We start from the raw sequence: 20,175 nt of genomic DNA on the forward strand, positions 1-20,175 counted from the left end.
TGTAATCGAATTACCTAGGAGGGTATAGCAGTATCCACCAGCATGCAGAGGCACACTGGTGGATACTGAGGTTCCGCCTGAACAACTGTGAACATTCAGCAGGTCAGACGGGATAGAGCGATTTTATTTGCCTGCGGCAATTGCCTTTTCCAGGGCTTTGAGTTCGTCGGTATTGCCCTGGTCGCTGTCTCCCCAGCCTTTGACATACTCGCCGAGATCGGCGGTCGTTACTTTTTTGTCTTTTGGCAGATCATCGCGGTGTACATAGACCGGTTCCAGTTCTACCCGCTCGTCGGATGGGTTACCGGCAAATTTTTGGTACAGATACCGTACCTGCACGCGACCGATGGTCGTCGGATCCACGGCTGCGGAGGCTACCCATGGGCTGGTCGGGTCCTGAATCATGCTGAGATCTTCATCGCTGAGATCGATGCCGTATACTTTGATATCATCGCGACCGGCCTGCTTGATCGCGTTGGAAGCCCCTTTGGCAAATTCATCCCAGGATGCCCAGACAGCCGCGATATCGCCTTTGTTGGGGTACTGCTTGAGGATCGCTTCCATCTGGGTCTGTGCATCCAGCTGGGCATTATCCGCTGTACCAAAAGCGGCAATTTCCTTGATATCCGGGTATTTGCCCTGGAAGGCCTTGTAGGAGATCTGACGGGATTCCATCGGCGGGAAGCCGGCCACCCAGATTTTGACGATATTGCCTTTGCCACCAGCGTCCTTGGCGAGCTGCTCAAGTGTCAGTTCGGCCATCTGCTGGTCATTTTGCGCGAGACTGGTCACGCCCTGAATGCCATCCAGTGCCGAGTCAAAAGCGACTACCGGGATGTTCGCCTGCACGGCCTTTTGCACACCGGCTGTCAGTGCTCCGGCATCGCCGTGGTCGATCAGGATACCGTCAAATTGTCCCTGGTTCACGGCTGCATCGAGTGAGGAAGCCATTTTGCTGAGGTCATTATCCGCGGAGATGACGGTGACATTGCCGCCGTATTTGGCGACCTGGCTTTTGACCCCGTCGATGTACTGGGCGGAGAAAGTTCCGTTGTTCAGACGCATAATGAGAGCGATATTTTTACCGGCCAATGGCTGGTCAGATGCGGCACCGGCGCTTCCGGATGCGTTGTTATCTGCTGAATTGTTACCGCATGCGCTTAGTACCAGCGTGAACACAAGCAGAATGGAGAGTAAGCCTACGGACCATACACGTCTTTTCATTTTCTTTTCCCCCTGTACATGATTGCTTTAATGCTTTAAACGGCTTGATAATATTAAAATTTAATATAGAAGCTAAAACCAAGTATGTCAATTGGTTTTGTTAAAATAAAGCAAAGGAATCGACAAATTATACTTTAAAGACGTCATTATCTGTATATTAATGGAATAAATGTATGAATGAGTTGGATGCTGGCGGCAGGTTTATATACAATGTAGGGAGATTATGAATCCTCATAACGTACAATCCAGAATAGTATAACGACGCGATATACAAAAGGATAGAAAGAGCACTAAAGTAGCATGATATGCACTCAGAACATAAACTACCGGGCAAGGAGAAGGTACATATGAAGAAAATTATGATTGTAAAAGCAGTAGTCATGGGTTCTACACCCCGGTCTTATCAGTATGACAAAGGAGGAATTTTCCGAAAATCGCTATCACGAACCATGGAGGAGAATCTGAGCGAAGAGATTCGTGCCCATCAGCTGGACTATGTGGTGGAGATCGATCAGGATTACTTGTTTCTGGACGAACTGCTGGAGCAGGGGACGGATTTTATACTGATCTCCCCTTATGTGAGTACATTTATCAATTTCAATGGTATCCCGAAGGACAGATTCTACATTATGACGCCGGAAGAGTTCGACCAGGGACAGACTTCGCATATTATGGAGATTCTGCAGCAGCGCCTGCCCGTATAATACGGGCGGGTTTTTATTTGTAAATCCGTACAATATTAATCCGCGCTAATTCATACTTTATCTAAAAGGAGCCTGGATGATGCAAGTGGATACAGGTATGCTGACATGCAGCAGTTTATGCCAAAAAAAGGATGCAGCCCGTCATCCACGTAAGGAAAAGGGCTGCATCCTGATCTCAATAATCTTTGTAATAAGGACTAAATTTAAACGCTACGCCAAAATTTGTTTTAACTGGTCGGCCATCAGCTGCCATGCCTCTTCGGCGTTGGCATAGGTGCCGTTATGAGTGAATCCGTGGACTTCGCCGGGATAATCGCGATGAGTGACCGGCACGCCTGCTTCCTGGAGCATGGAAGCGTATTTCTCGGCTTCGGCTGCCAGCGAATCCCGGCCTGCCGTAATGACAAGCGCAGGCGGCAGAGCGGCGAGCTCGGAGAAAGAGGCGAATACAGGGGAAGCCAGCGGATTACGGGCATCCTCCATATTCTCCAAATACATCTCGTTGAACATCCGGGCCATATCTACCGGAATCGCTTCTTCAAAAGCCGGCTTGGCCGCCGGATCGGTATCCAGGTCAAGCGGCGGATAGTCGAGAATCTGATAGGCGATAGGCAGTTCGCTGCCTTTTTGCACATTGAGCAGGCATACGGCGGCAGACAGATTGCCTCCAGCGCTGTGTCCGCCGATCGCCAGTCTGGAGCCGTCTCCGCCCCACTCGGACGCATGCTGATGAACCCACTGGGCCACTTCGTAACACTGGTAGACGGCAGACGGGAATTTGTGCTCCGGTGCCAGTACATACTCGACATTGAGCACAATGCAGCCGGAACGGTCAGCGACATAGGCGCACCACGGATCATCCATCTCCGGCGCGCCGAGTACAAATCCGCCGCCGTGCAAATTAATAAACACCGGCGCAGCTTCGTCTGCATTCAGTGGAATATACATATGAGTGCGCGCTTCCCCGTAGGATGTGGGAATATGGATATCCTTGCGCTGGGCGGCCGGTGTGCCGGGTGGTGTCAATGTGCCACCATCGACCTGGGTAAACTGCTGCTCACGAATCTGACGGATCATTTCCAATTGCTGCTCTTTCATCGGTATCACTCCATTTCAGGTTAGATGACATTGATAATTGGTTACCTTCGAAAAGTCCGGTATAGCGCATGCTGATCTATCGTATATAGTAAAACATTCGAACCTGAAGGCATCCTCCACATATTCAAATTCATGGCATTATATTGTCGCTTCACGTTCGTACAGCCTGTTTGTTGCAGGTCAATCGGACATTGGCCTGTACATTTAAATATAGGCCTGTTCAGACCGTAATTCAAATTGAGGCATTCGGCAGCTGGGATATCTTCCTCCCTTGCTCCGATCTTTGGTATTCTGATGGCAGCGGCTGCGGCTTTTACATCGATCGGTGTGGTTCCGGCGACAGTTGTGTATAGTTTCTTGCTGCAATCTATTATTTCCAAACGGGGTGGAGAGATGAGAGAGAAGACATTTGTACTGGCACCGGATTCATTCAAGGAAAGCATGACTGCCAAGGAAGTCTGCATAGCGATGGAAAAAGGGCTGCGCAGCGTCTACCCGTCGGCCCGGTATATTCATGTACCGATGGCGGATGGCGGGGAAGGCACGGTGCAGTCGCTGATCGATGCTTCCGGCGGACAGATTCACCAGCTGGAGGTGACCGGTCCGCTCGGTCAGCCGGTGACAGCCGCCTACGGCATTCTCGGTGATGGAGTGACAGCAGCGATCGAGATGGCTTCCGCCAGCGGCATTCAGCTCGTTCGCCGGGAAGAGCGCAATCCGCTGCTAACCACCACCTACGGTACCGGCGAGCTGATCCGGGCTTGTCTCGATCAGGGGATTCGCAAAATTATTATCGGGATCGGCGGCAGTGCCACTAATGATGGCGGCGCCGGGATGGCTCAGGCACTCGGCGCCCGGCTGCTGGATGAGTCGGGCACTGAACTGCCGCGCGGCGGCGGTGCGCTGAGCTGTCTGGCGATGATCGACACTACGCATATGGATGCACGGCTGCAGGAGGTAGAGCTGATCGTCGCCTGCGATGTGACCAATCCGCTCTGCGGCCAGCAGGGAGCTTCGGCTGTATTCGGTCCGCAAAAGGGAGCGACGCCGGAGATGGTCGTACAGCTCGATGGCGCGCTGAGTCATTATGCGGATATCATCCAGTCCCAGCTGGGCAGGGCGGCGCGCGATATTCCGGGCGCCGGAGCTGCCGGGGGACTGGGTGCAGGCTTGCTGACTTTTACCCGAGCGACGCTGCGGCGGGGGATTGAGATTGTGATCGAGTATACCGGACTACGGGACAAGCTGGCAGAGGCGGATATCGTATTTACCGGCGAGGGCGGCATGGACTTCCAGACCAAATTCGGCAAAACTCCGCACGGTGTTGCTGTTGCCGCCAAAGCAGCCGGCAAGCCGGTCATCGCGGTCACCGGGCACATGGGCGAAGGCATAGAGACACTGTATGACGAGGGTATCGATGCGATCTTTGGCATTATACCGCGTACAGCCGGACTGGATGAACTGCTGGCACAGGGTCCGTACAATGTGCAGCGCACGATGGAGAATATCGCCAGAACGCTCCGATTGCTCGATTAGGTGAGGATGAACAGACATTGGACATTACAAGTACAAAGTACAAAGTACAGTAACTGCCTATCCGTTCTGCGGATGCCTAGCGGCTGCTGAATGCGACCTTGAGCCCGATCAGTGCAAAGATACTGCCCTGAATCACATTGATCCTGCGCGAAATTCGCGGATGGCGCATCAGCCAGGCGCGTAACCGATCGGCGCATACGCTAACAATGCTGAACAGAATCAATGCCTGGATCAGGAAAATAAAGCCCAGTACCAGCATCTGCAGGGGGATATAGCCTGCTTCCTGATTAACAAACGGCGGCAGCAGGGCAAGAAAGAACAGCGATACTTTGGGATTCAGCGAACTCATCACAATTCCGCGCCGGTACAGGGTTCCAAACCGAAGAGCCGGTGTCTGTCCATCGCCGACCAGCAATTCTTCATCCCGCGCACGGAACGATTTCCAGGCGAGATAGAGCAAATAGGCAGCCCCGGCATATTTGACGATGTTAAACGCCAACGCGGATTGGTAAATGATTGCCGATACGCCCAGTGTAGCGGCTGTAATATGTACGAGCAGACCGGTGCACAGACCGAGTGTAGTGGCAATACCCGCCCTTTTCCCCTGGGCAATACTCTGGGCCAGCACAAACATGTTATCCGGTCCCGGCATCAGCGTCAGCAGGATGGCTGCACCGAGAAAAGAAAGAATAGACAGCATATCCATGTGAATCAGCTCCTTTGGTTCCATGCCGGCCAGGATCGAACCGACATGGAAAATGTATTTAGTGTATTCTAGCAAAAATTCATCGGCGACCGGAATACATTTCCTCATATCGAGGCTGTATACACGAAAAAGCAGCCTGCTCCGCAATAAACGGTTCAGACTGCTTCTATACAAAAGCGTAATATACAGTTGGCTCTGGCAGGAGCTTATTTATTATTTTTGCGGAACAGTCAGCTGGTAACCGGCAGGCAGCAGGTTGTTGGCAGCAACCAGCTCGTCTACAGTTACACCGTATTGAGCAGCGATTTCAGTCAGGCTGGCACCCTGTGGAACAACAACGAGAATATCCTGTTTGGCAGCAGTGTCTGTCGAAGGAACGGCATTATTTTCCGGCTGGTTAGCAGTAACTTCTTCGGGAGTACCGAACAGAGCGTTGAACTGTTCTGCCTGTGCAGCGAGGAACGCAGCGTTGTTGGCACGATCTTCCGCACGTTTTTTATTTTTCTCATGACTGGATTGATTGTCGGATGCTGCAAAGGCATGATTGCCTCCGATTGGGGCAACGACAGCGACAGCTCCCAGGCTGGCGGCTAAAGCAGTGGACAACATTACTTTTTGAATAGTGTTTTTCATGATAACAATCTCCTCTTTTTTTAATTATTTTTTGTAAGTAATTACGTTTTGGTAAGTTTATATATTTATAATATTACTAAATTAAGATAATTACAAGTCTATTTAAAAAGTTTTTTTGATTTTTATTCTAAAGGCCGTTTTTAGTCCTTTTTAAAGAGAGTAGACTGACAATAGACATCCCTCTATGCATATCACATAGAATGACAAGTGGATAAAATAAAAACCCCTCTCTGTATGAACAAATACAAAGAGAGGTCATCCATATTGTTATATCATTATAGCTCCAAGTTAGAAGGTTACATAAAGTCATATACATAACGGATCACATGGAAAAATACAGGTGCCGTATAGGTCAGACTGTCGACCCGGCTCAGATAGCTTTCTTTGAGCGCTTCCGCCCGGTCGCTGTCCCCGATCAGCAGGTCCCTTTTCAATACGGATATGGTCAGACTGCCAAAGAATCCGGCCAGGCTAACCAGCATCCCAATGATCAGGGCGAACTTCGGATCAAATGGCGTCAGATACGGATGAGCCAGATAGGAGACCGCTGTCGTCACGATAAAGGCACAGATGAATCCTTCCCACGTAATATGCGGGTTGGAAGTCGGTACGATTTTCCTTTTGCCGATATACATGGAAGCGAGGTAGTGAATCACATCATTCAGCTGGGTCAGTACGACGAGGAACAGCACCAGTCCGCCGCCATACTCCGGTGTGGCAAACGGGAAATACGCCAGATGACTAAGCCCGAACACCATCAGCATCAGTCCCCACTGGGTCGAACTGACACTGCGCAGGAAACCGCCGGTCCCTTTGTTGATGAGTCTCGGCAGCGGCAGCAGCAGGAATACATAGATCGGGATGAAGACGATAAACATCCCGTACCAGCCAATATAGATCCAGTAAAATTGCAGCGGAATCGCCAGGTACGCCCACAGAAACAGCCGACGATCCGCTTTGCGTGTACGAATCATAGAAAAGTATTCTTTGAGTGCAAAAAAGGTCAGCGCCATCAGGGAGAGCAGCGAGACGATCGGATTGAACAATGTCGCCAGGCAGAAAATAAAGAACATGCCCCACCAGGTTTTGATCCGGGTACCGATCACCTTGTAATCCCTGTCCGGCTGGAGCTTGCTGACGATCAGATAGACGATCTGTAGAATGAATAAAGCTGCAAAAATCAGAATTAACGTAAATAACGAACCGCTCACAACCGATCACCAACCTGTCTTGAATTCGAATCCCAATACAGGAATCATATGTTATTATGAAGGAATAATTCCAACTTGATAAGGGGACATTTTGACCATGACCGACGAACAGTCCGTCTTTATCCTGCTGACCAATACCGGCACACTGTTCACCCGGGTGATTCAGACGTATACCAAGGCACCATATAACCATGCATCCATTTCTTTTGACCGGAATCTGCATGAGCTGTACAGCTTTGGCCGCAAGCATCCGAACAATCCGCTGAATGGGGGCTTCGTGCGGGAAGATATCCAGACCGGCACCTACAGCAAATACCCCAATACGACCTGCGTTATCTATGAACTGCGCGTCTCCAGCCGTGAGGTGGAGAAGATGAAGCGGGTGCTGCATATTTTTGTCCGCAGCCAGCAGAAGTTTCTGTACAATCTGCTCGGCGTGATCGGGGTGGCGATCAAGGAACCGGTGGAATTCAGCAATTCTTATTTCTGCTCCCAGTTTGTCGCCGAGATTCTGCAGCGGTCGGGAATCCGCCTGTGGAACAAGCTGCCTGCACTCGTAACCCCGGATGATCTGCGGCGAAGCGAGCGGTTGCAGCTGGTATATGAGGGCAAGCTGAGTGAATACCGTCCGGAAATGGAAAGTATATAGATTATGCTGTCTATGCCGTATTAGCAGCAGGCAGGTGATTACAGCAGAGAGCCGACTTTTCCCGCAAGAAAGTCGGTTCTTTTTTTATTTGATCTGCCTAAATATCCAATAATTACAAAATAATACGGAATAAATAGTTTGAATTAGCTGTCAGGGGTTAATACTAGCCTAGCAGGAACATTACACCATTAAAAGAGGAGAGATAACAACATGTTCAAAAAAATTCAGCTGGTACTTCTCGCTTCACTGGTAATATCTGCGACAGCGGTAACGCCTACCTTTGCTACGACTGGCGGTACAACGGGTACCACAGGAACGACCGGTACAACAGGCACTACAGGCACCGGTACTGATGCTGGCGGGACCACGGGAACTACAGGTACAGACAGCACCGATACAATGGGTACCGATACAGGTACAAGTACAGGTGGAACGACAGATACAACGGGTACCACGGGAGCAGGTACCACAGATACTACAGGAACGACCGGAACAGATGCTACAGGCACAACCGGAACGACTGATCCTGCCGGCACAACCGGTGGTACAACCGATACGACTGGAACTACGGGTACAACCGGTACAGATATGACCGGAACGACGGGCACCACAGGAACGACCGGTACGACAGGCACTACGACCGGTACCACTACAACGGATATGGAAGATGATGATGACAGCGACTGGGGCTGGATCGGATTGTTCGGTCTGCTGGGTCTGCTGGGTCTGCTGCGTCGCAAAGATCACCGCGACGTGAACGGAACTCGTGTCAATCGTTAATTGAATATACAGGATGGCGTCCATATACTTATCACCTGCTGTGAGCAGAATGGAGGATCATCCTGGGAACGCCAACCGTGCAGTCAGCGGTTGGCGTTTTTGATGTTGACTACAGGCAGCAGGCTTTTGGTGCCAACTACAATCGGCGGTCGTTGGATGTCAAATACAGGGAGTGGTTAGTATGTCCTGAGCCGATATGCATTTGGCATGGGCAGTCCAACCGACTATACTGGAAATAATTCTCAAGATAATGGGGTGAACAGGTGCTAATCCGTATGATTCGAAGTAAGTAGACGCCGGGCTGGATCAAAACGCGTACCAGCTATACAGGGAGCAGTCTGTCTTCAGGCACCCTGCCGGCAGCGACGAATCGAAGGTAGCGATGGCACCCATTAATCAGGAGAAGGATGATATCAGATGATGAGAGAATCACAATATAAAGCATTTTATGATCGGGTTGGATTGGACAATGGCTGGGATTTCAGCAGGATGAAGTGCGAGACCGAAGGGGCCGCATGGGACTTCTATGGAGAGATATCCCGGCGATGCAGACCGGATGATCTGCTGCTGGATATCGGAACCGGCGGTGGTGAAGCACTGCTCGAGCTGGCAGATGCCGCGAGGCTGCTGGTCGGAGTGGAGCAGTCTACCGGCATGATGCAGACAGCAGCGGCCAATCTGGCTGCCTCGGGCAAACATAATGTACGAATATTGCAGATGGACGCCCGTGAGCTGCAGTTTCCGGATGGATTTTTCAATATTGTATCCTGTCGTCATGCGCCGTTTGATGAGTATGAGACGTTCCGGGTGCTGGCGGATGGCGGCGTATTTCTCACCCAGCAGGTCAGCGAAGGGGATAAACGGAATCTGGTCCAGGCGTTTGGCCGAGAGCAGGAGCGACAGCCGGATGGAACGCTGATGAACCGGTATCTGGATGGGTTGGAGCAGGCAGGATTTCGGAATGTACGGTGTGAGCAGTATGATGCGGATGAATATTATGCCACCGCTGAAGATCTGGTATTTCTGCTCAAGCATGCGCCGATTATTCCCGATTTTGGCCGGGATGCCGAGGACTTTGTTATTCTGGACCGGTTTGTACAGGAGTACCGGACCGACCGGGGCATTGTTACCAATTCCAAGCGCTTTATGATCATGGCGGACAAATGATGGAGCAGTCTCTCGAGCCGCATGCTTTGGAAGTTGTCTGGAAGCTGTTTTACGGCTGTAACTGATATAAGAATACCGGGCATGACAAAAAGGATACCGTCGCAAAAGCGGTATCCTTTTTTATTTGGCAAGGTCACATTCCTCTTATCGATGATGCCGCCATTGCTTTAGAGCTGTAGATCAGACCGGCTCGGGCACAATGACCTTAATATGACCGGGCAGAATATGCAGATCCACCGGCAGCGCCGGACCTTCCTCGCCGTCCACATTGGTACGGACCGGCTGATTGGAGCTGACATTGATATGATGAGCTGTAAAGTAGATCACATCCTGATGGTCCTTGAGATGACCGAACAGCAGGGAAGCGCCGACAGCCAGCGTATTGAACAGATTCAGATCCTTGAAAATAAAGCCGTGCAGCAGACCGTCATCGACAGAAGCATCCGGCGCGATTTTCTCAAAGCCGCCGACCGAGTTGGTCAATGTAGCAATAAAGAGCGGAGAATCGCCCTCCCAGACTTCACCATCATATTCAATGCGCAGGGGGGCCGCCGAATTGTTGACGAGTTCGCGCAATCCTTCCCGGAAATAAGCGAACGCTCCCAGCTTGGATTTATCCTCGGAAGATACCGAAGACAGCGATTCCGCGAGTGAGCCGGCCGCCACCACATTGGCGAACAGCTGCTCATTGAGCCGTCCCATATCGACATCTTTGACCTGCGAAGAGGTCAGTGTACGGATTGCTTCATCCGGATTCAGCGGAATCTGCAGCGCCCGGGCAAAGTCATTGACCGTTCCCAAAGGCACAATACCGAGCAGCGGACGATGCTTCTGATCGAGCAGACCATTGATCGTCTCATGCAGGGTACCGTCTCCTCCAATGGAGACGACCAGATCAAAGTAGTCTTCACAGGCGGAAATGCAGAAATTCGTCGCATCCAGCTCTTTGGCAGTTTCGTTGACGACAACATCATATCCGGCTTCGTCGCGCAGCAGCTGTTCGACTTTTTGCAAATATTCCAGCGCCAGTTCCTTGCCGGAAGAAGGGTTGATAATAATCATGGCTCGCTTCACGGACATGTTCCTTTCTGATCGTTCAGTAGTATGTTTACGCTGCAGAGCAGCGGAGTGCATGGAGCAGAAGTGTGAATCATTACTATTTACCCCAAAAATTCATATTTGCTGTAATTTTCGATAATAGAAGTGCAGGAATATTTCTGATTAGGTACAAGGATGCGGATAACAAAGAATTCAGGAGCAATCAAGGGACAAGTTATCTGCTGAGAGTAACAGATCCATCCAAGGATTATACACTCTGTCTAATATACCGGATTGAACAAAAAAGAGCCGCATTTAAGCGGCTCCTTTACGATACAACGATATTCTGATATAGAATAAAGGCTTGCTGAGTAACCGGCTGATATGATTACAAATACACCGAGAACGTCGTGGATTCACCGGCTGTACTCTTCGCTTCGATTCGTCCGCCATGCTGCTCCACAATCGACTTGGCAATCGCGAGACCCAGCCCGTGGCCCCCCTGCGAACGCGTCCGGGAAGCATCCGTCCGGTAGAACCTGTCAAAGATCCGGTCCAGATGCTGGGGCGCGATGCCTTCGCCGGTATTGCTGACCGACAGGATGGTCTGCTGATTATAGCGGTGCAATGTCAGCCTAATGCTGCCACGAGGCTTGCAGTATTTGATCGCATTATCGAGCAGGATCATGATGACCTGCTGCATCTGCTGGCTGCTGCCCTCGATCGTCAGCCCCGGCGTAATATCGTAGTCCAGCGACAGTTCCTTTTCGAAAATGACAGCTTCCATCGTCAGGATCAGATTCTCTGCCGTCTCGCTCAGATCAAATGTACTGTGCATCATCGTGGTACGCGCATCCTCCATCTCGGTCAGATAGAGCAGATCGCCGGTCAGCCGGGACATGCGCTCGGTCTCGCCTTTGATATAATGCAGCCATTTGGACTGATTGCGGATCGTATCATCTGGATTCGCGAGTAGCACATCCGCATTGGTGTTAATCACCGCGAGCGGTGTCTTCAGCTCATGAGAAGCGTCCGCGATAAACTGCTTTTGCTTGTCAAAGGCGTCCTGTACCGGTCTAATCGAACGGTTGGCAAAGTAGCGGCTGGTGAAAAACAGCAGCACTAACATCACGATACCAACCGCGGTAAAGGTATAGATCAGATTCGTCAGAATACCCTGCTGGGCGGTAATATCCAGGAACGTATACAGATATCCGCCATTCAGCGGCTGCCGGACAAATGCCCACTCACTGCCATCCAGCGAGAACTGCCCCTGGTCGGTGTTCATGGCTGTCGCTTCCTGCAGGGCATTCGTATAGACGGTGCTCTCAATCTCCACCTGGGACTTGGTGTTGGTCTGCTTGCCGGCACTGTCGGTCTCGATCATAAAGGCAACCGCCCGTTCCGGCGGCGTATTCTGGTTCTGACCGCCGGTAAATCCGCCGCCATTGGCTGTTGTTCCCTGACCACTGCGCGGTGGCTGACTGCCTCCGCCCCCGTCAAACGGTTTGAGGTAAGAGTCGGATATCCGCATCAGATCCATACGGACATCGGTCTGTACATTCCGGTACGTAATCGTATAAATCGAAGCAAAAGCGACCAGCATGAGGATCGAGATCGTCGCCAGATTGAGGATTAGAAAATGATTGCGGAGCTGCTTGAACATTAGTTCGTCACCTCAAGCACATAACCGACATTGCGGATCGTGGTGATGCGCACCGTGGAATTCAGGAAGTTCAGCTTTTTCCGCAGAAAGGAAATATAGACCTCCACATTGTTATGCTCCACATCCGAATCGAATCCCCACAGCTTCTCGATAATCTGCTCCTTGGACGTTACCCCCTGCTTGCGGATCATCAGCAGCTCCAGCAGCTCGCTTTCCTTAAGATTGAGCTTCATTTCCTTGCCGCGGACAGTCAGCTTGAGCGTAGAGGTATTCAGCTCCAGATCGCCGTACTTGAGTCCGTCCTCTGGTACCACTTCCCCTTTGCGCCGCAGGGCTGCACGGATACGGGCCATCAGTTCCTCGGAGGAAAAAGGCTTGGCAATATAGTCATCCGCACCGTAATCGAGCCCGGTCACTTTATCCGAGATCTCTCCCTTGGCGGTGAGCAGAATGACCGGTGTCGCATCCCCCTGGCTGCGCAGCGTCTTCAGCACGCTGATCCCGTCCATCTCCGGCATCATAATATCCAGCAGCAGCAGATCATAGATCCCACTCTGCGCATAGTCCAGCCCGGTCCGCCCGTCATGCACGGCATCGACGGAGTAGTTATGCTTTTTGAGAATCTGCATCAGTGCTTCCGCCAGATGCAGTTCATCTTCTACTATTAATATTCGCATCGTTGGTGTCACCCTTTATAAATGAATTGGTCCGCTGTCTGCCGATCACTGTGGGTAGGCAGCAGGTATCGTTTGGGCATGGTCATGTATTGTTCATATCAATATTGTAAGAGCTGTACCTTTAATTAACCTTAACTGAATGTATCAGCGGCCGGTATTAAGGGGGGGAATTTGAATTCGGCTGAACCGTATATTATATTTACATTCGGCAAAAAAGATCCAAAACATAAAGATCGCTTCATTAATGGCCTCTTTTCCAATGAAAACAAAAGATAGTCAATCAGAAAGGATTACAATGATGCAACGTTACTACATAACGATCCCCGATGAATATCAACTGCTGCCATCGGTATCTCTATCAGGTGATATCTGTCTGTTCTCTATGAGAACCAGAGTGGATATGTCGGATGACGACTTTAATTTCGATGCACATATGGACGATCTGCTATTTGATAAAGGAATGCTCACTTACAATACCCGCACAAACACAGCAGCTATTTATTATTTTGAACAAAAGCGGGTATTCAGTCTGAGCGAGAGCTGCAGCCGTGCCCCGGTAGTTTTTTATGCATCCTGCAGCGAAGACTACCGGCTCGTCTACTTTTATAAAAGGGATCTCATTACAGGAATTAGCAATCTTGTTCATACTCTCGACACTCGTCTGCTGGATATAGATCCACTAACTGCCCCATTAGCGCTGCATGACTTCTATACATTAAATGAGCGGTATGCGCTGATATCGTATATGGCCCCGGGCAGGAAGACCAGATATGAACGATATGATGCCCTGCTCGATTCCCTGACCGGAGAGCTTGTTTATTTCACTGCCAATGAGATGCTGCGCTATATGGAGTGTATGCAGCCTTATGACTATGCCGGGCAAGATTATCTCTGGATCAAAACCGGCGAGCATATGGTGCATGAGCGGAAGCAAGATTGGATCAAAGGAGAACAGGAGCCCGAAGAAATCATACTTGCTGAAGTGGAGCAGTTTATTGCCATGGTGCTTCATCATCGAATCGATCTCACCCCGTTCGTGCTGCATTCTTCTCAACCCAACGAAGCATTTACAGACTATATCACTGTCGACGGGAAAATCATTGTATTAATCGAACAGTTCGATTCCAAAGATTCCGCTCTTCTCATCCATGATATCCGGCAGCAGACCACAGACCGAATCGCCCAGCCCCGTATCTACAACAGAATCTATCATAAACAGGGGAGATTATACGCGAGAGAACAGATGGAGCAATCCAACATCCTCTATGATCTACAGACAGGTAGCATAGTCTTCGACATTGCCGAGCCCCAGCAGATTATTGCTTTATGCGAGCAGGGCGTCCTCACTACCGATATGCGATTGGACAATGAAGACAATACCATCTACCTGCATACCGATCACAAAACAACGGTATTCGTCGAAGGTCATTACTTTATCAACTACGAACAAGACTTCATCCTGTTCATCAATGGAGAAGAACAATAAGCTGTCCTACCATAACGCTGTATTCTCTACTAGCCCCAGCAGGATGCCAAACCCAATATTATAAAAAGAACAGCTCCCAATACAGCCCCTTTTGTGATGCCGCTATCCATGCCATCACAAAAGGGTTTTTTGCATTTCCAAAAAATGCCCAGACCGAGCAGCCATAAACACAATTCCCTTCGATAACGTGCTCCATAACACAGCAGACTCACACAAATTCAAGAAGTTTGTAAATTTATCAACGCCATGTAAAACATTTAAGATTCACTAAAGGTTGGCATTCTAATATACAAACATAAGCAAGCGACGCCGCACCAACCAATGACAAAATGACCCGCCCCATACAGCTTATCCGCACGGCTGCACAAGCATGCACACCATAACGCAAAGGAATGATCCCCATGGCTATCGAGGTTTTTAACCGCTATGAGAGCAAGTATCTGATGAACACCGCCAAGTTCCATGCATTCTACAACGACCTGCTGGAATACATGGAGCTGGATGCCTACAACAAGCAGCACGACTTTTACTCTATCAGCAATATCTATTACGACACACCGCATGATTCGCTGATCCGGGCGAGCTTGGCCAAGCCCAAATACAAAGAAAAGCTGCGCCTTCGCGCATACGGTGTACCCCGGGCCGATGCCAAAGTATATATGGAGATCAAAAAGAAATTTACCGGTCTCGTCAACAAACGCCGCACTGCCCTCAAGCTGAATGAAGCCTACGAATTCGTCCGCACCGGACAGGAGCCGGAATATCAGGAGTACATGAACAAGCAGGTGCTGAACGAGATTAGCTACTTCCTTCGCCTGTATGATCTGGCTCCCAAGCTGTACCTGTCCTACGACCGCAAAGCACTGTTCAGCAAGGAGAGCCGCGATCTGCGGATTACCTTTGACACCAATATCCGCTGCCGCCGCTACGATCTGAAGCTGGAGCAGGGCGACTACGGCGAGCAGCTGCTGGAGCCGGATCAGTGGCTGATGGAGGTCAAGGCGGAGAACACTGTGCCGCTATGGCTGTCCAGGCTGCTGTCCAAACACCAGCTGTACCGGACGAGCTTTTCCAAATACGGCAACGAGTACAAGAAAATGCTGAAAAACCAGACGGTTCCAACGATCCAACCGCAGCTGCCGACGATTGAGATTCCGGCTGCCGCGATGATTCAAATCCCTACCGAGAAGGAGACTATCCGCTATGCTTGAAACCTTATTTAGCAGTACAGTGAGCGCCAGCACGACCGAACTTACCCTGAGCGGCGCGCTGCTAACCATACTGGTATCCATTATTCTGGGCGGCATTATCAGCCTGACTTATATGAAAACGAACCAAAATGGCTTTTCCCAGAGCTTCACCCTGACGATGGTACTGCTGCCGGTGATCGTAGCCATTATCATCCTGCTGATCGGCAGCAATATCGCCCGCGCCTTCAGTCTCGCCGGTGCATTCTCGATCATCCGTTTCCGCAGTGCACCCGGCGACCCGAAAGACATCGCCTACGTTCTGTTCACCATGGCAGCCGGTCTGGCCGTCGGTACCGGTTACTTTGGCTATGCCGTCCTGTTCACCCTGATCCTCTGCCTGCTGATGTTCCTGCTAAACCGCTTTAACTTTGGCACACGCAAAACGATGCAGCGCACCCTGAAAGTGACCATTCCCGAAAACCTGGGCTACGAAGAAGCCTTTAACGAAGTATTCCACAAGTTCGGCGTACAATATGATCTCAAAAAAATCAGAACCACCGAGCTGGGCAGCCTGTATGAGCTGATCTACCTCGTCACCATGAAGCAGGAAACCAACCAAAAAGAATTCCTCGACTCCATCCGGTGTCGGAACGGCAATCTGGATTTGTCGCTAACGATGAGCCCCACTCCAGCTAACGAATATTAAGCAAATGCATAAATAAATATAGACTACCGAAGTCACTTCACCACTACAGTCCATTTATGGAAGGGAACGATGAACCATGAGAAAAGTAAACCAAAAACAAACGGACAGCACATCTGGTATATGGAGCAACCCGGGAAGAAAAAACCTTGCCCAAAAAGCAGCCACCACCCTGAGCGCACTGCTCCTGTCCGTCTCATTGCTGGCAGCCTGCAGCCCATCGACGGGCGCAGCCACGACCAGTTCGACAGCAGCCACGACCCAGTCGATCTCCACATCAACAGTCACCACACCGGTCAAGCTGACCAGCGCAGACCTGGTCACGTACAAGGACGCCGAGCGCAGCACAGACTGGAGCGCAGACAGTTCCACCATGATCAAGCTGAACGGGAGCAGTGCAGCTGTCACCGGCTCCGGAGCCAAAGCTTCCGGCAGTACTGTGACGATTTCGGCGGCTGGCACGTACGTCATCAGCGGCAAGCTGACCGACGGACAGATTGTGGTTAACAGTACAGGCGAAGGTGATGTGCATATCGTACTGAACGGCGTGAGCATTACAAGCAAAGACAGCGCACCCATCTACATCCAGGAAGCAGATAATGTAATCCTGACGCTGCAGGAAGGCACCGAGAATACAATCACCGATGGCGCACAATATGTATTCGCCGACAGTTCCACCGACGAGCCAAGCGCAGCCCTGTTCAGCAAAGCGGATCTGACGGTCAACGGCACCGGCACGCTGAATGTAAATGCCAATTACAAGGACGGTATTACGAGCAAGGACGATCTGAAGATCATTTCCGGTACATTTAATATTCAAGCCAAGGATGACGGCATCGTCGGCAAAGATATGGTGGCGATCGAGCAGGGTACCTTTACGGTGACTGCAGGTGGGGATGGCATCAAAGCGACCAATGACGAAGATACGGAAAAAGGATTCATCGCGATTACAGATGGTACATTTACCATTCAATCCGAAAACGACGGTATCCAGGCAGAGAGCAAGCTGGTAACGGATGGCGGAACCTATACGATTACCACCGGCGGCGGAAGTGCCAATGCGGAAGCCCATACCGAAGACATGCCTCCGGGCGGATTTGGCGGCGGTGGCGGTACGCCTCCACAGATGAATGGCGAGCAGGGAGCGGTACCGACTGGAACCAGTACAACCAATACAACGACTTCGGCTTCCCAAGGGGCAGACGGTGAAGCATCTGTATCTACAGCCGCTGCATCGACGAGCACAGCAGTTTCTACGACTACAGGAACATCCACAAAAACTTCAACTACAGCAGCGGCCGCAACAGAAGATACATCCGACAGCGCCAAAGCACTGAAATCCGGTAGCGACCTCGTCATTAACGGCGGAACATTCAACGTAAATGCCAAAGACGACAGCGTACACAGCAATGCCAGCGTGACCATTACCGGTGGCACACTGAATCTCGCAACCGGCGATGACGGTATCCACGCAGAGACCAACCTGCACATCACCGGCGGCAAAGTCAATATTACCGAGAGCTATGAGGGGCTGGAAGCTGCAGTAATCAACGTGGCAGGCGGCGATACCCATGTCGTATCCAGCGACGACGGTGTAAATGCTTCGGAAGGTGAGACAACCACGGCTGCAGATACTACAGCATCCGCAGCGGATATGTCGGCAGCCAGCAGCCAAACAGCTGCAGCAGAAGTGACTTCAACTTCGACCAAGACAGCATCCTCATCCGTATTGTCCGGAAGTACAGATACCTCCATAGCGGCAACTACGGCAGCAGCAACAGCTGCAGATACCGCAGCATCAGGTACAGAGACGGCTCCAGGTGCAGGCGGACGCGGTGGTTTTGACGGCGGTGGACCGGAGTCGACAGGCAATGCGCTGCTGAATATCAGCGGCGGCACACTGTATGTCGAAGCAGGCGGCGACGGTCTGGATGCCAACGGTTCGATCACCATGTCCGGCGGTACGGTTATTGTGAACGGCCCGACCAGCAGTGGAAACGGGACACTCGATTATGATGGTACTTTTGAAATGACAGGCGGCTATCTGGTAGCAGCGGGCAGCTCCGGTATGGCACAGGCCCCATCAGATGTGTCCACCCAGTACTCGGTAGCGATGAGCTACTCCACTGTGCAGAAAGCAGGTACGCTCGTTCACCTGCAGGACAGTGACGGTACCAACATTCTGACCTTTGCCCCGGATAAAGACTACCAGTACGTCGTCGTGAGCTCCCCGAATCTGGCCAAGGGCAGCAGCTACACCCTGTATACCGGCGGTACATCCACCGGCACAGCGACAGATGGATTGTACAGTGACGGCACGTACAGCGGTGGCACCAAAGTCGTCGACTTTGATATCTCCAGCAGTGTCACCTGGCTGTCCGAATCCGGCGTATCCGCCAGCAACCCGAACGGCGGTGGCTTTGGCGGCGGAGGCGGCAGACCGCAGCGCGGTGCAGCCCAGAGTACAGCGACACAGAACGCTGAAACGACAACAGATACAAATTAAGCAGAAAGCACGGACAGGTTACAATAACCTGTCCGTGCTTTCATTTGGATACATATGAAGTTGCCAAGGCTGATTACCTCATGAATAGAGTGGAAATATGGGATAAATGGTAAATAATTATTGGAATAAATGTTATGGATGGAGGGTTAACTGTAAACAGCCAAAAGCCATAAGCAGTAATCATGACTTTTTGGCTGCTAATTAGATCATTTCACCAGCGCAAGTTCTTTTTGATCCACAGGGAATCTTTCCTTGGTCTGCGCAGGATCGGTATGACCCAGTTCGGTATCATTCCCTTTGATATCGATCAAGCCATAACGTAGATCGGATATGGATGCGCTATATTGGTAGTAGGCGACTGTAGCAGTAATGGAAGGTCTCTTTCCTATTTCTTTTGTAATTTGGTATGGCAAAAAAGGTAAGTCTTTGCCGTTGGCAGATGGTTTGTCATTGTAATTGGCTGACCAAATTTCCGTAGCTTTGTTATTTTTCACTTCATAATAGCTGATACGGTCAGGCATGGCTTCAAAAAATACATCCGATTGTCCTACCGGGAAATAGTGGGTTACCGTCTGCATCCCTACAGTGGGCAATTCAGTGGCTAATGTGGTTCTTGGTAGATCATATACCGTTTTTTCTCTTTGTTTGGAAAGGGTCTGAATGGCTGATGCAGTGGAGGTTGGAGATGGCTCATTTTTTGAGGAGCTGGCTTCACCTATATATACGATTCGGTTCGCTGCATCCCAATTTACTTTCGCACCAATAGACTCTCCAACAAAGCGCAAAGGAACCATCACGACGCCTTCTTTTAAAGTGGCAGGCTGTGCCAATTCGATCCGGACGCCATTTTGCAGAGCATATTTTTGATCAAGCTGTAGTAGAGTTTTTGTTCCAGCAGCATTTATGGTTACCGTTTTACTGGTATTATTCCATGATACATACGTATTATCGCTTCCGAGTTTGCTTACTACATTGATTGGAACCATCGTCACACCATTCCGAATATATGGAGCAACATCCGATGGAATGATGCCATATACACCTTTAATCTGGATCGATGTATCGGCTGCATAGACAGAATCGCCAAGTGGAGCGACAATCAGACTGCCAGCCAGGATAGAGCCTAATACGACAGTGGGAATATGCTTTTTGTTCATGATCTGGATTCTCCTTTGTTCGAGTAGTTGATTAAACTATAAGT

18 protein-coding genes are annotated in these 20,175 nt (G+C 50.5%); 9 read left to right on the forward strand and 9 right to left on the reverse strand.

Annotated features, from left to right (window positions below):
- Positions 1 to 123: 123 nt before the first annotated feature.
- On the reverse strand, positions 124 to 1,224 hold the full coding sequence (locus WH45_RS00530; protein ID WP_046212454.1) for a sugar ABC transporter substrate-binding protein: 1,101 nt from the start codon (positions 1,222 to 1,224) through the stop codon (positions 124 to 126).
- Positions 1,225 to 1,571: 347 nt separating this feature from the next.
- Between WH45_RS00530 and WH45_RS00535 the strand changes: the two genes are divergently transcribed.
- On the forward strand, positions 1,572 to 1,928 hold the full coding sequence (locus WH45_RS00535; RefSeq protein WP_046212455.1) for a hypothetical protein: 357 nt from the start codon (positions 1,572 to 1,574) through the stop codon (positions 1,926 to 1,928).
- 210 nt (positions 1,929 to 2,138) lie between these two features.
- On the opposite strand, the gene WH45_RS00540 is transcribed toward WH45_RS00535, so the two are convergent.
- On the reverse strand, positions 2,139 to 3,026 hold the full coding sequence (locus WH45_RS00540) for an alpha/beta hydrolase (RefSeq protein WP_046212456.1): 888 nt from the start codon (positions 3,024 to 3,026) through the stop codon (positions 2,139 to 2,141).
- Between the two features lie 393 nt (positions 3,027 to 3,419).
- Between WH45_RS00540 and WH45_RS00545 the strand changes: the two genes are divergently transcribed.
- Positions 3,420 to 4,562, forward strand: a complete 1,143-nt coding sequence (locus WH45_RS00545) for a glycerate kinase family protein (protein ID WP_046212884.1) — start codon at positions 3,420 to 3,422, stop codon at positions 4,560 to 4,562.
- A gap of 76 nt (positions 4,563 to 4,638) precedes the next feature.
- On the opposite strand, the gene WH45_RS00550 is transcribed toward WH45_RS00545, so the two are convergent.
- The 3 genes from WH45_RS00550 to WH45_RS00560 form a co-directional block, all read right to left on the reverse strand.
- Positions 4,639 to 5,268 carry a LysE family translocator gene (locus tag WH45_RS00550; protein WP_046212457.1) on the reverse strand — a complete coding sequence of 210 codons (630 nt, stop codon included), beginning with the start codon at positions 5,266 to 5,268 and terminating at the stop codon, positions 4,639 to 4,641.
- Between the two features lie 213 nt (positions 5,269 to 5,481).
- Complete coding sequence (locus WH45_RS00555) at positions 5,482 to 5,901, reverse strand: LysM peptidoglycan-binding domain-containing protein (protein WP_046212458.1); 420 nt, start codon at positions 5,899 to 5,901, stop codon at positions 5,482 to 5,484.
- Between the two features lie 296 nt (positions 5,902 to 6,197).
- Positions 6,198 to 7,112 carry a phosphatidate cytidylyltransferase gene (locus WH45_RS00560; RefSeq protein ID WP_046212459.1) on the reverse strand — a complete coding sequence of 305 codons (915 nt, stop codon included), beginning with the start codon at positions 7,110 to 7,112 and terminating at the stop codon, positions 6,198 to 6,200.
- 97 nt (positions 7,113 to 7,209) lie between these two features.
- On the opposite strand from WH45_RS00560, the gene WH45_RS00565 reads away from it, so the two are divergent.
- The 3 genes from WH45_RS00565 (at position 7,210) to WH45_RS00575 (ending at position 9,708) form a co-directional block, all read left to right on the forward strand.
- Positions 7,210 to 7,761: a C40 family peptidase gene (locus tag WH45_RS00565; protein ID WP_046212460.1), complete on the forward strand. Its 552-nt coding sequence runs from the start codon at positions 7,210 to 7,212 to the stop codon at positions 7,759 to 7,761.
- Positions 7,762 to 7,971: 210 nt separating this feature from the next.
- Complete coding sequence (locus WH45_RS23810; protein WP_052723548.1) at positions 7,972 to 8,541, forward strand: hypothetical protein; 570 nt, start codon at positions 7,972 to 7,974, stop codon at positions 8,539 to 8,541.
- A gap of 420 nt (positions 8,542 to 8,961) precedes the next feature.
- Complete coding sequence (locus WH45_RS00575; RefSeq protein ID WP_046212886.1) at positions 8,962 to 9,708, forward strand: class I SAM-dependent methyltransferase; 747 nt, start codon at positions 8,962 to 8,964, stop codon at positions 9,706 to 9,708.
- Between the two features lie 180 nt (positions 9,709 to 9,888).
- Here WH45_RS00575 and WH45_RS00580 read toward each other — a convergent pair whose 3' ends face one another.
- From WH45_RS00580 to WH45_RS00595, 3 genes are all read right to left on the reverse strand, one after another.
- Positions 9,889 to 10,782, reverse strand: coding sequence for a diacylglycerol/lipid kinase family protein (locus WH45_RS00580; RefSeq protein ID WP_046212461.1), 894 nt, complete (start codon positions 10,780 to 10,782; stop codon positions 9,889 to 9,891).
- A 352-nt stretch (positions 10,783 to 11,134) separates the two neighbouring features.
- Positions 11,135 to 12,412 carry a sensor histidine kinase gene (locus WH45_RS00590; protein WP_046212463.1) on the reverse strand — a complete coding sequence of 426 codons (1,278 nt, stop codon included), beginning with the start codon at positions 12,410 to 12,412 and terminating at the stop codon, positions 11,135 to 11,137.
- A complete protein-coding gene (locus tag WH45_RS00595) occupies positions 12,412 to 13,089 on the reverse strand; it encodes a response regulator transcription factor (RefSeq protein ID WP_046212464.1) in 678 nt (225 codons plus the stop codon). The genes WH45_RS00590 and WH45_RS00595 overlap by 1 nt, the downstream gene beginning before the upstream one ends.
- 295 nt (positions 13,090 to 13,384) lie before the next feature.
- On the opposite strand from WH45_RS00595, the gene WH45_RS00600 reads away from it, so the two are divergent.
- From WH45_RS00600 to WH45_RS00615, 4 genes are all read left to right on the forward strand, one after another.
- On the forward strand, positions 13,385 to 14,575 hold the full coding sequence (locus tag WH45_RS00600) for a hypothetical protein (protein ID WP_046212465.1): 1,191 nt from the start codon (positions 13,385 to 13,387) through the stop codon (positions 14,573 to 14,575).
- Positions 14,576 to 14,976: 401 nt separating this feature from the next.
- Positions 14,977 to 15,786: a polyphosphate polymerase domain-containing protein gene (locus WH45_RS00605; RefSeq protein WP_046212466.1), complete on the forward strand. Its 810-nt coding sequence runs from the start codon at positions 14,977 to 14,979 to the stop codon at positions 15,784 to 15,786.
- Positions 15,779 to 16,471, forward strand: a complete 693-nt coding sequence (locus tag WH45_RS00610; RefSeq protein WP_046212467.1) for a DUF4956 domain-containing protein — start codon at positions 15,779 to 15,781, stop codon at positions 16,469 to 16,471. Before WH45_RS00605 ends, WH45_RS00610 begins: the two co-directional genes overlap by 8 nt.
- Before the next feature lie 76 nt (positions 16,472 to 16,547).
- A complete protein-coding gene (locus WH45_RS00615) occupies positions 16,548 to 18,974 on the forward strand; it encodes a carbohydrate-binding domain-containing protein (RefSeq protein ID WP_052723549.1) in 2,427 nt (808 codons plus the stop codon).
- A gap of 206 nt (positions 18,975 to 19,180) precedes the next feature.
- Here the strand turns inward: WH45_RS00615 and WH45_RS00620 are convergent, their stop codons facing one another.
- On the reverse strand, positions 19,181 to 20,131 hold the full coding sequence (locus WH45_RS00620; protein ID WP_046212468.1) for a copper amine oxidase N-terminal domain-containing protein: 951 nt from the start codon (positions 20,129 to 20,131) through the stop codon (positions 19,181 to 19,183).
- Positions 20,132 to 20,175 lie beyond the last annotated feature (44 nt).

Origin of the sequence: Paenibacillus wulumuqiensis (assembly GCF_000971965.1) — a bacterium.
GTDB lineage: Bacteria > Bacillota > Bacilli > Paenibacillales > Paenibacillaceae > Saccharibacillus > Saccharibacillus wulumuqiensis.